Annotated in this window: 9 protein-coding genes; 6 read left to right on the forward strand and 3 right to left on the reverse strand. The window is 68.5% G+C overall.

Features of this window, described 5'->3' with window-relative positions:
• Positions 1–71: 71 nt before the first annotated feature.
• On the forward strand, positions 72–4,625 hold the full coding sequence (locus AVW09_RS03610; protein ID WP_082822796.1) for an ExeM/NucH family extracellular endonuclease: 4,554 nt from the start codon (positions 72–74) through the stop codon (positions 4,623–4,625).
• 53 nt (positions 4,626–4,678) lie between these two features.
• Here the strand turns inward: AVW09_RS03610 and AVW09_RS03615 are convergent, their stop codons facing one another.
• Positions 4,679–5,686, reverse strand: coding sequence for a LacI family DNA-binding transcriptional regulator (locus AVW09_RS03615; RefSeq protein WP_063256707.1), 1,008 nt, complete (start codon positions 5,684–5,686; stop codon positions 4,679–4,681).
• A gap of 232 nt (positions 5,687–5,918) precedes the next feature.
• Between AVW09_RS03615 and AVW09_RS03620 the strand changes: the two genes are divergently transcribed.
• From AVW09_RS03620 to AVW09_RS03630, 3 genes are all read left to right on the forward strand, one after another.
• Positions 5,919–7,250, forward strand: coding sequence for an ABC transporter substrate-binding protein (locus tag AVW09_RS03620; protein WP_063256708.1), 1,332 nt, complete (start codon positions 5,919–5,921; stop codon positions 7,248–7,250).
• A 126-nt stretch (positions 7,251–7,376) separates the two neighbouring features.
• Positions 7,377–8,732: a carbohydrate ABC transporter permease gene (locus tag AVW09_RS03625; RefSeq protein WP_442922730.1), complete on the forward strand. Its 1,356-nt coding sequence runs from the start codon at positions 7,377–7,379 to the stop codon at positions 8,730–8,732.
• Entirely contained in the window at positions 8,729–9,706 is a 978-nt protein-coding gene (locus AVW09_RS03630; protein WP_063256709.1) for a carbohydrate ABC transporter permease, read from the forward strand. The genes AVW09_RS03625 and AVW09_RS03630 overlap by 4 nt, the downstream gene beginning before the upstream one ends.
• 70 nt (positions 9,707–9,776) lie before the next feature.
• On the opposite strand, the gene AVW09_RS03635 is transcribed toward AVW09_RS03630, so the two are convergent.
• Both AVW09_RS03635 and AVW09_RS03640 read right to left on the reverse strand, forming a co-directional pair.
• Positions 9,777–10,448 (reverse strand): DUF305 domain-containing protein, encoded by a 672-nt coding sequence (locus AVW09_RS03635; RefSeq protein WP_063256710.1) that lies wholly within the window; start codon positions 10,446–10,448, stop codon positions 9,777–9,779.
• A 1-nt stretch (position 10,449) separates the two neighbouring features.
• On the reverse strand, positions 10,450–11,151 hold the full coding sequence (locus AVW09_RS03640; RefSeq protein ID WP_063256711.1) for a DUF3105 domain-containing protein: 702 nt from the start codon (positions 11,149–11,151) through the stop codon (positions 10,450–10,452).
• A 230-nt stretch (positions 11,152–11,381) separates the two neighbouring features.
• Here AVW09_RS03640 and AVW09_RS03645 point away from each other — a divergent pair, with 230 nt between their 5' ends.
• On the forward strand, positions 11,382–12,719 hold the full coding sequence (locus AVW09_RS03645; RefSeq protein WP_231901760.1) for a multidrug effflux MFS transporter: 1,338 nt from the start codon (positions 11,382–11,384) through the stop codon (positions 12,717–12,719).
• 77 nt (positions 12,720–12,796) lie between these two features.
• A complete protein-coding gene (locus AVW09_RS03650) occupies positions 12,797–13,501 on the forward strand; it encodes a phosphatase PAP2 family protein (RefSeq protein WP_063256712.1) in 705 nt (234 codons plus the stop codon).
• The last annotated feature ends 6 nt before the right edge of the window (positions 13,502–13,507 follow it).

Raw genomic sequence — 13,507 nt, forward strand, 5'->3', positions numbered from 1 at the left:
ACGGTCGAAGAGACCCCCCGTCGATCCCCCCACCCGACGTCGCTCCGTCGCGCGTCGGTCCTTGGAGACCCATGCATCACGCACCCTCCCGCGCGCCCGCGCGCCGATTCACCACCGCCCTGAGCGCCGTCCTCGGCGCCGCCCTGCTCGGATCCGCACTGGTCCCTGCCCCGGCGTTCGCCGCCGACGGCCCCCGGGTGGTGATCAACGAGGCCTACCTCAAGGGCGGCAGCGCCGGCGCCCCCTTCAACAAGAAGTTCGTCGAGCTCTACAACGCCGGCGACACCGCTCAGGACCTGACCGGATGGTCGCTGCAGTACCGCTCCGCAGCGAACGTCGCAGCCCCGAACGGCGCGAACACGCAGCCGCTGAGCGGCTCGATCGCCCCCGGCGGGTACTACCTCATCGGACTCCCCGGCAACGGCACGAACGGCGCCGACCTGCCGACCCCCGACCTCACGAGCACCGGACTGAATCCGTCGGGTACGACCGGCCAGCTCTTCCTCGCCAACGTCGCCGAATCGCTCGCCCTGCCGGCGGGGAATGTGGACGACGCGCGCGTCGTGGACTTCCTCGGATACGGCACCGCCGTGTCGTTCGAGACGGCGCCGGCCGTGGTCGACGGATCGACCACCACACCCAACTCACTCGTCCGTACCGGCTTCGCCGACACGAACGACAACTCCGCAGACTTCACCAACGCGACCACCGTCACACCGCAGGGTTCCGGAGCGACCCCCGCACCCGAGCCCTCGGTGACCCCGACCGAGACGCCCTCGCCGACCCCGACCCCGACGGTCACGCCGGGTGCCGTGGTGCCGATCCGCGACATCCAGGGCACGGGGGCGACCTCGCCACTGGTCGGGAGCACGGTCACCACCCGGGGAATTGTCACCGCGGCCTACCCGACCGGCGGGTACAACGGGTTCTACATCCAGACGCCCGGGACCGGCGGGAACATCGACCTCGCCTCGCACACCGCGTCGGACGCGATCTTCGTCTTCGGATCGGCCGCGACCGCCAAGGTCGAGAAGGGCGACTACGTCGAGGTCACGGGCCCTGTGTCCGAGTACAACTTCCTCACCGAGATCACTGCCGCCGCGGACAGTGTGCGGGTGCTCGACGAGGCCGTCCCCGCGGTGGAGCCCGCGACGATCGCGTGGCCGGCGACCGAAGAGGAGCGCGAGCAGTTCGAGGGCATGCTCCTCGCGCCGACGGGCGACTTCACGGTGACCGACAACTACGACACCAACCGCTTCGCCGTCCTGGGGCTCGCCGCCGGCACCACGCCGCTACGGACCCCCTCGGATGTCGCGCGCCCCGGCACGCGGGAGTACGACGAGGCGGTCACCGACAATGCGGCTCGTGGCGTGATCCTCGACGACGGTGCTTCGCTGAACTACTTCACCACGGGCAAGAACGATCCGCTGCCGTACGTGTCGCTCGAGAATCCCGTGCGCGTCGGCGCAGCCGTGACGTTCGAGACGCCGGTGATCCTGGACTTCCGCAACAAGCTGTGGACGTTCCAGCCCACCGAGCAGCTCACCGTCGCCAACGCCGACACCGTCCAGCCGGCCTCGTTCGAGAACACCCGGAAGAGCGCGCCCGAACCGGTCGGCGGCAGCGTCAAGATCTCGAGCTTCAACGTGCTGAATTACTTCACCACCACGGCGGAGAGCGTTGGCTGCACCTCGACCTACAAAGACCGCGCGGGCAACCCGATCACCGCGGACAAGTGCCCGAACAACGGCCCCCGCGGTGCCGCGAATGACGAGAACCTCCAGCGTCAGCAGGCGAAGATCGTCGCCGCGATCAACGGCCTCGGCGCCGACGTCGTCTCTCTCGAGGAGATCGAGAACTCGGCGCAGTTCGGCAAGGACCGCGACGCGGCGCTGTCGACCCTCGTGAGTGCGCTCAACGCGGCAGCCGGCTCCGAGCAGTGGGCGTTCGTTCCGTCTCCCGCGGTTCTCCCGGCATCCGAAGACGTCATCCGCACCGCCTTCATCTACAAGAAGGGGATCGTCGTCCCGGTCGGCGACAGCGTCATCCTCGACGATGCCGCGTTTGCCAACGCCCGTCAGCCGCTCGCGCAGGCGTTCGCTCCGGTGGGCGACCCGGATGCCAAGATCCTGGCGATCGTGAACCACTTCAAGTCCAAGGGCACCAGCGACGACGCCACCGGCGACAACGCCGACGACGGAACCCAGGGCGCCTTCAACGGCGACCGCGTGCGACAGGCCGAGGCGCTCGGGAACTTCGCGAAGGAGCGCTCGGCGGCGGCCGGCACGGACGACGTCTTCCTCCTCGGCGACTTCAACGCCTACACGTACGAGGACCCGATCGAGAAGCTCCGTTCGTTCGGCTTCGAGCCTCTCGAGACCGGGACGGGCAAGTACTCGTACTCCTACGAGGGGCAGTCCGGCTCGCTCGACCACGTCCTGGCGTCCCCTTCGGCGCGCGGGCTGGTCACGGGAACCGACATCTGGAACATCAACGCCGTGGAAGCGCTGGCTCTCGAGTACAGCCGCTACAACTACAACGCGCTGAACTTCTACGAGACCTCGCCCTACCGCTCCAGCGACCACGACCCCGTGATCGTCGGTCTGGACCTGTCGTCGACGACGGACATCAATCTGCTCGGCATCAACGACTTCCACGGACGCATCGACGCGAACACGGTGAAATTCGCCGGCACGATCGAGCAGCTGCGCGCGGAGTACGGCGACGACAACTCGCTGTTCCTCTCCAACGGCGACAACATCGGCGCCTCGGTGTTCGCGTCGTCGGAGTTCGGTGACCAGCCGACGATCGACGTTCTCGACGCGCTGGGGCTCGCGGCATCCGGAACCGGAAACCACGAGTTCGACAAGGGCGCCGACGACCTCACCGGACGCGTGTCCGACCTGGCCGACTTCCCGTACCTCGCGGCGAACGTCTACAAGGACGGCAAGCCGATCCTGCCGGGCTACGCGATCTTCGAGGTCGACGGGGTGCGCGTGGGGGTCGTGGGTGCGGTCACCCAGTCGACGCCGACCCTCGTCACTCAGAGCGGCATCCGCGGGATCGATTTCCGCGACCCGGTTGCCGAGGTCAACCGTGTCGTCGCTGAGATCGACGACCAGGTCGACGTCATCGTGGCGCAGTACCACGAGGGCACCGAGCTGAACGACGACAAGGCGACGCTCGACCAGGCGCTCGCCCAGGGCGGCGTGTTCGAGCGGATCGTCAACGACACCGCGCCGGCCGTGGATGCCATCTTCACGGGCCACACGCACGCGCAGTACGCGTGGAAGGCTCCGGTCCCGGGGACGGACCGCACGCGCCCCATCCTGCAGACCGGGAGCTACGGCGAGAACATCGGGCAGATCGTCCTGAAGGTCGACGCGGCCGGAGACGTGGTCGATTACACGGTGCGCAACGTGCCGCGCCTCGCCGCGGTGAAGCCCGAGACGAGCGACCAGCTCGACGCCCGTCTCATCGCGACCTACCCCCGGGTCAAGGAGGTCAACGACATCGTCGTCGACGCACGGGCGAGGGCGGACGTCGTCGGTCGGGTGCCGGTGGGGTCGGTCACGGCAGACATCACCACCGCCTTCCAGGGCGGGGCATACGTGAACGGTGTCTACACCGGTGGTAAGCGCGACGACCGGTCGAAGCCGTCCGCGCTGGGCGGACTCGTGGCGGACGCGCTCCTGTGGAAGCTCTCGGACCCGACGCTGGGCGGGGCCGACCTCGCGGTCGTGAACCCGGGCGGTCTGCGCGACGAACTGCTCTACGGGGAGGACGGCGTCATCACGGTGGCCGAGGCCAACGCGGTGCTGCCGTTCGTCAACAACCTGTGGACCACGACCCTCACCGGTGACCAGTTGCGCATCATGCTGGAACAGCAGTGGGGGGACGCGGCGGGCCGCGGCACGACGAACCTCGCGCTGGGGGTGTCCGAGAACGTCCGCTACACCTACGACGCCTCGCGCCCCGCCGGTCAGCGCGTGACGGGCATCTGGATCGACGGCGTGGCCGTGGACCCCGCGGCGCAGTACCGGGTGGGGTCGTTCAGCTTCCTCCTCCAGGGCGGCGACAGCTTCTCGGTCTTCCGCGAAGGAACCGACACGCGCGACTCCGGTCTCATCGACCGCGACGGATGGTTCAACTACCTGCGCAAGAACCCGGGCCTCACCCCCGACTTCACCGCGCGCGCGGTGCAGGTCTCGGGCGTGCCCGACCAGCTGGAGCGCGCGGGCACGGCTACCCTCACGGTGTCGGACCTCGACCTCACGTCGCTCGGTGCCCCGGCGCACACGTCGCTCACAGTGAGCGCGGACGCCGGGTCGGCCGTCGCGTCGCCGGTCCTCGGCGGCTCGTCGATCGTCACGGTGACGGTTCCCGCCGGCGCACCCGACTCGCTCGCCTTGACCCTCACGGCGCAGCCAACCGGGACGCAGGTCACCGTTCCGCTGCGTGTGGGCGACGCGGCGGCAGGAGAGGCAGCGGCCGGGTCCGGCGGCGGTGCGCTCGCCGTCACCGGAACCGACGGCGCGTGGATGGGGGCCGGAATCCTCGCCGCCCTCGCTCTGATGGGCCTGGGTGTCGTGATCCGTCGCCGATCGGCGCGCCGGACCGACTGATCCGCACCGAGAACGGGACCCCGGATGCCTGGCATCCGGGGTCCCGTTCGTCGTCAGAGGGTCCGCGGGGGAGCGGTGGATGCGCGCACGACCAGCCGGGTGTCGGCGGTGGTGCGCGGCGGCGGCTGCTCGCCCTCGAGCATCGAGAGCAGGAGGCGCGTCGCCTCGATGCCCTGGGCGCCCGGGTACTGCTCGATCGTGGTCAACGCGAACATCTCGGCGTAGTCGTGACCGTCGATGCCGACCACGCTCAGCTCGGTGGGGACCGAGATCCCCATGCGTCGCGCCGCGATGATGACGCCCACGGCCACCTCGTCGCACGCCGCGACCACGCCGGTCGGCCGCGATGCGGCGTCGGCGAGGAACGAGGCCGCGGCGGCGTACGCGTCGGTGATCGTGAGCGTCGACGGGACGTTGCGGATGCGCACCGCGAGGCCGCTGTCGCTCATGGCGTTGCGGTAGCCGATCGAGCGCTCGTCGACGTCGCGGGCCGGCGCGTCTGTGGGAGGGGTGCTGCCGACGAACGCGATGTCGGTGTGTCCCAGCGCGATGAGGTGCTGGGTGATGATGCGGGTGATGCCGATGTTGTCGAGACCCAGGGTCGGGATGCCCTGCAGCGGGTTTCCGATGCACACGGTGGGCTTGTCGATCGCGAGGAGACGCTCGAGGTCGCTGTCGCCGGGCTCGAGCGCGACGGCGATGATGCCGTCGAACCGCTTGCGCGCGAGGTACGTCGAGTACAGGCTCTCGCGGTCGCGGGACCCGGGTTCGGCGACGTAGAGCGTCACGTCGTAGCCCTGCGAGATGAGCGAACGTTCGACGCCTTCGATGATCGCGCCGAAGTACCAGCGGTTGACCTTGGGGACGATCAGGGCGACCGTGCGGGTGCGCCCGGTCGCGAGGCTCACGGCGCTCGTCGAGGGCACGTAGCCGAGGGATGCCGCCGCGTCGGTGACGCGTCGCCGGGTGTCGTCGGAGACATAGCCGCCGCCGGTCAGCGCGCGACTCGCCGTCGATTTCGACACGCCTGCCAGGCGTGCCACATCGGCGATTCCGCTCATAGCCGTCTTCCTCGAGGGTGGTCGACGTCCGTGTCGACGTCATGAAGAGTATCCGACAAATGCTGAATCTGGAACCGGTTCCTCCACGTTTCCCCCGCCAAAATCCCCGGGAATCCGCCAGTTATTGACTCGTGATCAAAGTTTGTTGCGCAACGGGTCGTTCTCGCCTACGGTGATCTGGAATCGGTTCCCGACGGGTTCCGATGCACAGAACTCAAAGAGGAGAAATCACATGGGCATGTCACAGCGGTATCGCCTGCTGGCTCCCGTCGGGCTGCTGGCGGTCGGTGCGATCGCGCTCGCGGGCTGTGCCGAGGGCGACTCGGGCGGATCCGGCGGTGGTACGGAGGGCACCACGACGGTTCGCATCTCCGGCGGTATCACCGGTAACGAAGCCGATCTGCTGAACCAGTCCTTCGATCAGTTCACGAAGGACACCGGCATCAAGGTCGAGTACACCGGCGACAAGAGCTTCGAGGGCAACATCGTGACCAAGGTCACCGGTGGCGACGCCCCCGACATCGCGATCGTCCCGCAGCCGGGTCTGCTCCAGACCCTCGTCGGCACGGGCGACGTCAAGAAGGCGTCGGACGCGGTGTCGTCCAACGTCGACAAGTACTGGGGCAAGGACTGGAAGTCCTACGGCACCGTGGACGGCGACTTCTACGCCGCCCCGATGCTCGCCAACGTCAAGGGCTACGTCTGGTACTCGCCGTCGAAGTTCAAGGAGTGGGGCGTCTCGATCCCGAAGACGTACGACGAGCTGCTCACGCTCACCCAGACGATCCAGCAGAAGACCGGATCGGCCCCGTGGTGCGCCGGTTTCGCCTCGGGCGACGCCTCCGGCTGGCCCGGCACCGACTGGATCGAGGACCTCGTCCTCCGTCAGTCCGGCCCCGACGTCTACGACAAGTGGGTCGCCAACGAGGTGAAGTTCACCGACCCGCAGATCAAGGACGCCTTCGACGCCGTCGGCAAGATCCTGCTCAACCCGGCCTACGTCAACGCCGGCTTCGGTGACGTCAAGAGCATCAACTCGGTGGCCTTCGCCGACGTCGCTGCCAAGGTCGCGGACGGCAGCTGCGCGCTGACCCACCAGGCCTCGTTCCTGTCGTCGAACTTCCTCACGGTCAAGAACGCCTCCGGTGGCGAGGTCAAGGTCGCGCCCGACGGTGACGTCTACGCGTTCCTGCTCCCCGGCGTCAAGGAGGGCGAGCAGTCGGTCGAGGGTGGCGGCGAGTTCGTCGCGACGTTCTCCGACGACGCCAACGTCCAGAAGGTCGCGGAGTTCATGTCGAGCCCCGAGTTCGCTGACGCCCGCGTCAAGCTCGGCGGCGTGATCTCGGCCAACAAGGGTGCCGACCCGACGCTCGCATCCAGCGAGTTCCTGCAGGAGGCCATGAAGGTCGTCCAGAACCCCGACACCACGCTCCGCTTCGACGCGTCCGACCTGATGCCGGCGACCGTCGGCGCCGGATCGTTCTGGAAGGGCATGGTGAGCTGGATCGACGGCACGCCGACCGACACGGTTCTCAGCGACATCCAGGCCGGTTACAACAACTGACCCGACCTCGCAACATCGGTGGGCCGTCCGCTCCGGCGGGCGGCCCACCGAGTACCGTAACCCCCACGGAGCCACGAGAGCGGCCCGTCCATCGATGAGCACGACGGAGTGTTCGGGAGGGAAGTCATGACCCAGATCAGGCAGGCGGAGAAGCCCCCAGCGGCCTCTCCCCGACACGAGGTCCCGGATGCCGAGACGGCATCCCGTGATCTCTCACGGAGGCACCGGACGACCGTCACGGTCGTCGTCATCGCGCTCATCGCGGTGGTGGCGCTGTTCCTCTTCATGGTGACGCGGGCACCGTCCGACACCAAGCCGACGTCCCTCGGCTTCTCGCTCAACAGCTTCTTCAAGACGCTGGGCGAGATGAACCCGCTCGTGCAGATCCCGCTCGTGCTGCTCGTCTTCGGCGCCGTCGTGGGTCTGCTGCTCCTGCTGATCGAGTACGCGCCGCGATCCGGCAAGCGTTACTTCTGGATCCGCCTCGTCGCGTGCTTCGCGATCCCCGTGATCGCCTTCATGCTGCTGCGCCCATACCAGAACGCGGTCATCTATGTCCTCGCGATCGCGGTGATCCTCGGCGGCATCCTGTTCTACGCCGACTATCGCTCCCGCCAGGGCGCCGGCTACCTGTTCCAGCTCGTGCTCTTCGCCGCCCCGGCCGCGATCCTGCTGCTGATGGGCCTGGTGTACCCGGCGCTGTCGACCCTCGTGCAGTCGTTCCTCGACAAGACGGGCAAGAACTTCGTCGGCTTCGACAACTACGTCTGGACCTTCACCAACCCCGAGGGCTTCTGGTCGGTCATCAACACGCTCATCTGGGTGCTGCTCGCACCGACCTTCGCCACCGCGATCGGTCTCGCCTACGCCGTCTTCATCGACCGCGCGGCGGGGGAGAAGGTCCTCAAGGTCCTCATCTTCATGCCGTTCGCGATCTCGTTCGTTGGCGCCGGCATCATCTGGAAGTTCGTCTACGACTTCCGCCAGGGCGACCAGATCGGCATCCTGAACGCGATCGTCACGGCGTTCGGCGGTCAGCCGGTGTCGTGGCTCGCGGCCACCCCACTGATCAACACGCTCCTGCTCGTCGTGGTGTTCATCTGGAGCCAGACGGGTCTCGCGATGGTCATCCTCTCGGCCGCCATCAAGGCCGTGCCGCCGGAGCAGATGGAGGCCGCCGAGCTCGACGGCGCGAACGCGTGGGAGCGTTTCATCAACGTCACCGTGCCCGGCATCCGCTCGTCGCTCATCGTGGTGCTCACCACGATCGCCATCGGCGCCCTGAAGATCTACGACATCGTCGCGGTGATGACCGGTGGTCGCAACGACTCCACCGTCCTCGCCTTCGAGATGGTCAACCAGCAGCAGCGGTTCCAGAGCTACGGGCACTCCGCGGCCCTCGCCGTCGTGCTGTTCCTGTTCGTCCTGCCGCTGATCATCTTCAACGTGCGTCAGATCCGGAAGCAGAGGGAAGTGCGATGACCACCTCCACCGTGGTGCTCGAGCCCACCGACGACAAGCGTTCCGCCCGACAGGTTGCGCGCGACACCCGCAAGCACGAGGCGATGGCGCGCAAGCGTCTCACCTCCAAGGGCGCGACGATCGCCGCGATCCTCATCGCGTTCTTCTGGACCATTCCGACGTTCGGCCTGCTGATCACGTCGTTCCGCCCGGGCTCCGACACCCAGTCGACCGGGTGGTGGACGGTATTCACCGACCCGTCGTTCACGCTGGACAACTACCGTCTCGCGCTGACCTCGGGCGGCACGGCGCTCACGCTCGCGGCCTCGTTCGTGAACTCGCTGGCCATCACGATCCCGGTCGTGCTGTTCGCGTTGGCGATCGCCTCGCTCATCGCGTACGCGTTCGCGTGGATCGAGTTCAAGGGCCGGAACTTCTTCTTCATCTTCATCTTCGCGTTGCAGATCGTGCCGCTGCAGATGGCTCTCGTGCCGCTGCTCAGCCTGTTCTCGCGCGGGCTGACGATCAACGACGTCACGATCTTCCCCGGCTTGGAACTGCGCGGTGTCGAGCACAGCTTCGCGACGGTGTGGATCGCGCACGTGATCTTCGCGATGCCGCTGGCGATCTTCCTGCTGCACAACTTCATCGCGGAGATCCCGGCGGAGGTCATCGAGGCGGCGCGCGTCGACGGTGCCGGCCACGGTCAGGTGTTCTTCCGCCTGATCCTGCCGCTCGCGGCTCCCGCGCTGGCATCCTTCGCGGTGCTGGAATTCATCTGGGTGTGGAACGACCTGCTGGTGGCGACGATCTTCGCGCCATCGTCCTCGCTGCCTCTGACACAGTCGCTGAACTCGCTGTCGGGCACGTGGGGTGACCAGTGGTTCCTGCAGTCGGCCGGAACGTTCATCTCGATCCTCGTCCCGTTGATCGTGTTCTTCCTGCTGCAGCGGTTCTTCGTCCGCGGTCTGCTCGCCGGAGCGACGAAGGGCTGAGTCCCGCACGAACGCCGAGGGGCGTGGCATCCATCGATCGGATGCCACGCCCCTTCGCTGTTGTCGTGGGTCAGGCGCCGCAGGACAGGCGCGCCTGGATGTCGCGCATCGCGTCGATCTCGGCGGACTGACCCGTGATGATGGCCTGCGCCACGTCCTTCACGCGCGGGTCGCTGCCGAGTTCGATGACGGCCTCGGCCATGGGGATGGCGCCCTGATGGTGGCGGATCATGAGGCTGAGGAACAGGCAGTCGGCGGGCTGGCCCTGAAGGGTCCGGAGCTGGTCGAGCTCGGCATCCGTCGCCATGCCCATCTGGGAGAGGAGCTCGTCCTGCGACAGGGCGGCGGTGTCGCCGTGGCTGTGCGCTCCGGAGGGGGCCATCCACTGCATGAGCGGCCGCGTCGATGCCTGCGGCAGCCCCCACTGCACGAGCCAGTCGAACATCTCGCCGCGCTGACCGGCCTGGGTGGTGGCGATGTCGTACGACAGCATGCGCAGTTCGTCGTCGGAGGTCTTGCGGTAGATCTCCAGAGCCATCTGCACCGCCTGTCCGTGGTGCACCTGCATGTCGCGCGCGAACCCGGCGTCCGCTGAAGCGTCGGACGGGGTGGCGGGAGCCGCCGAGGCGCCGAACGCGGTGAACCGTCCGATCGCGAACGCCACCGCGAGCAGCGCGATCACCGCGACGGCGACGACGATCCGTCGCGTCGCGGGGCGGGCGGCGGGCGCGTCGTCGCTCACGTCAGGCCTTGCCGGGGCCGTCGACCCCGCCCGTGCAGGGCGCGGTGGGCTCGGGTGCGTTCTGGCTGCGCCAGTACTCGGTGAAGAACTCCTTGATGCGCGGGTCGGTCGGGTCGTCGACCTTCAGCTGGTGGTTCCAGGCGCTGACCGCGACGGGGGTGTCCATGCCCGGGTAGGGGGAGAGGAGCGCGTACGTCGACGGCATGACCGCCTTCAGCGCGTCGATGCCGGCCGCGTCGACGCGGGACGGGTCGTACGTGATCCACACCGCGCCGTGCTCGAGGGCGTGCACGGCGTTCTCGTTGGGCTGCGGCTCGGTGTACACGCCGCAGTTGAGCCACACCGGGTTGTGCGGTCCGCCCGCGGGCGGCGTCTGGTCGTACGTGACCGAGCCCTGCACATGGTCGGAACGGTTCTGGAAGGTCTGCACGCCCTCGATCTCGCGACCCGTGCTGCCGCCGGCCTGGTAGCTCGGAGCGGGGGCGGGAGCGAAGACGAAGGATGCCACGACCACGGCGACCACGGCGAGAGCGGCCGTCGCACCGACGACCCACCAGACGATCTTGCTGCGCTTCCGGCGCGCGATCTGCTTCTGGTACTCGGCGAGCTTCTCCTGACGCTTCTGCTCGCGTTGCTGCTTGACGGTGAGGTCGATGTCGGCCTGCGTGGCGGGATTGCCGCTCTTGCGCTTGTCGGGGCTCATGCGGTGCGTGCTGTCTCTCTCTGGGGCGGGAGGCTCGGCGCGAGCCGATGCGCCCCAGCCTATGCGGGTGAATGCGCCAGCGGCCTGGGAGGAACCCCGGAGGGGGATGGTGGGGACCCGGGACCGCGCGATAGTATGACGATGTCGAATCGATTCGAGGTTCGATGTTCCCCCCAAACTCTCAGCCCGGTCATCGCCGGGCCATCCGTGTTGCGAAACGAACGGACGCCGTGCTCGATACCGCCTCCCAGCCCGTGATCCCCCCGACCCCCCGCGCCGAGCCCTCCGCGACGGGGGCCATCCGCACGCTCGGGAGCAACCCGGCGACCGCGCCGGTCGTGCTCCACCCGGGCGACAGCATCTCGGCGCGACGTCGGGTGCTCTACATCGTGCTGCTCGGGGCGCTCACCGCGCTCGGCCCGTTCACGATCGACCTCTACCTGCCGGCGTTCCCCGTGCTCGAGGCCGACTTCCAGACCTCGGCCGCCGCGATCCAGCTGACCCTCACCGGCACGATGATCGGCTTCGCGCTCGGGCAGCTGATCGTCGGTCCGCTCAGCGACAAGGTCGGTCGTCGCATCCCGCTGCTGTCGGTCACGGCGCTGCACGTGGCGGCGAGCGTCTTCGCGGCGCTCTCGCCCACGCTCGGGACGCTCTCGATCGCGCGCGTGCTCATGGGTGCGGGCGCGGCCGCGGGCGGTGTCGTGGCGGCGGCCATCGTCCGCGACCTCTTCGGCGGACGCCGGCTCGTCGTGATGCTGTCGCGCCTGGCGCTCGTCTCGGGCGTCGCTCCGGTGCTCGCGCCCCTCGCCGGTTCGCTCCTCCTCTCCGTGATGCCGTGGCGCGGGATCTTCTGGGTGCTCGCGGCCTACGGCACCGTGATGCTCGTCTCGGCGATCGTCTTCGTCCCCGAGACGCTCCCCACCGCTCGCCGTGGCGGCAAGGGCGCGACGACGGTGTGGCAGCGGTACGCCAGCGTCTTCCGCGACCGCGTCTTCATCGGCGTCCTCGTGATCGGGGCGATGACGTTCAGCGGCCTGTTCTCGTACCTGTCGGCCTCGTCGTTCCTGTTCCAGCAGAGCTACGGCTTCGACGCGCAGCAGTACGGTGTGCTGTTCGCCGCCAACTCGGTCGGGCTCGTGATCGGGGTACAGGTCGCCTCGCGTCTTGCGGCGCGCTTCGGTCCGCAGTGGGTGCTCGCCTTCTCCACCGCGTCGCTCGTGCTGTGGGCGATCGTCATCGTCGTGTGCGACCAGCTCGGTCTCGGGCTGTGGGGGACCGTCATCCCGCTGTTCCTGTTCATGACCACGTGCGGCTTCACGTTCCCGTGCGCGCAGGTGCTCGCGCTCGACCGGCACGGCAAGGCGGCGGGCACGGCGCAGTCGATCATCGGCGCGTCGAACTTCGGGATCGCCGGCGTCATCTCGCCTCTCGTGGGTCTGCTCGCCACCGGCACCGGAATCACCGCCACGACCATGGCCTCCGTCATGGTGGGGTGCGCGATCATCGGCGTGCTCGCGCTGTGGCTGCTGGTGCGGCCGCGCACCGTCGAGCGTCTCGCTCCGTGAGAGCGGAACAGTAGCAGAGCGGGTCCCGCTCGTCCCGGCGCTGTCGGGACGAGACCCGGGCCGGGCATCATAGGGCGATGGACTCGGATGCCGCGCTCCCGCCGATCGTGACGGTGCGTTCGGAGCGCGTGCGCGCGGTCCTCGGCCTGGTGCTGATCGCACTGGCGTGCGGGCTGGGCGCCTGGGTCTACTTCCGAGGGCCGAGCCCGTTCGCGCTCGACGTGTGGTGGAACCAGCTGTTCGCCTCGGCGCCGATCCAACCGCTGCTCACGGTCGCCCTGGTCATGAACCAGATCGGCGGGTACGTCACCGCGATCCTCATCGTCCCGCTCGGCGGGGCCCTCGCGCTGTTCCTCACCGGCCGACGGTGGACGGCGGTGTACTTCCTCGCCGCCTCGGCGGGGAGCGCCCTTCTCGTCCAGGTGCTCAAGCACACCTTCGGTCGCGCGCGCCCCGAGGACATCCTCGTGCTGGCGGATTACGGTTCATTCCCGTCCGGGCATACGGCGAACGCCGCGACGATCGCGGTCGTGGCGGCGATCGTGTTCCCGACGCTCTGGGTGCGGGTGGCCGGCGGGGCGTGGATCGTCCTGATGGCCTTCAGTCGCACGTACCTGCACGCGCACTGGCTGTCCGACACCATCGGTGGCGCGCTCGTCGGTGCCGGGGCGGCGCTCGTGCTGGCCGTGGTGTTCTCGCGCCTGCGCGCGCGGGACGACGACCGTGCGACGCTCCGACGCGACCGTCGGATTCCGGATGCCGCCTCGTCGACCCGGTCCTAGGCTGAC

The sequence above is a fragment of the Microbacterium sp. T32 genome, from assembly GCF_001619615.1.
In the GTDB taxonomy this organism is placed as follows: Bacteria; Actinomycetota; Actinomycetes; order Actinomycetales; family Microbacteriaceae; genus Microbacterium.

What these genes read in the sequence shown, in the direction of transcription:
- AVW09_RS03610 (WP_082822796.1), top strand. Translation starts at nt 72, where the DNA reads ATGCATCACGCACCCTCCCGCGCGCCCGCGCGCCGATTCACCACCGCC.
- AVW09_RS03615 (WP_063256707.1), bottom strand. Translation starts at nt 5,686, where the DNA reads ATGAGCGGAATCGCCGATGTGGCACGCCTGGCAGGCGTGTCGAAATCG.
- AVW09_RS03620 (WP_063256708.1), top strand. Translation starts at nt 5,919, where the DNA reads ATGGGCATGTCACAGCGGTATCGCCTGCTGGCTCCCGTCGGGCTGCTG.
- AVW09_RS03625 (WP_442922730.1), top strand. Translation starts at nt 7,377, where the DNA reads ATGACCCAGATCAGGCAGGCGGAGAAGCCCCCAGCGGCCTCTCCCCGA.
- AVW09_RS03630 (WP_063256709.1), top strand. Translation starts at nt 8,729, where the DNA reads ATGACCACCTCCACCGTGGTGCTCGAGCCCACCGACGACAAGCGTTCC.
- AVW09_RS03640 (WP_063256711.1), bottom strand. Translation starts at nt 11,151, where the DNA reads ATGAGCCCCGACAAGCGCAAGAGCGGCAATCCCGCCACGCAGGCCGAC.
- AVW09_RS03650 (WP_063256712.1), top strand. Translation starts at nt 12,797, where the DNA reads ATGGACTCGGATGCCGCGCTCCCGCCGATCGTGACGGTGCGTTCGGAG.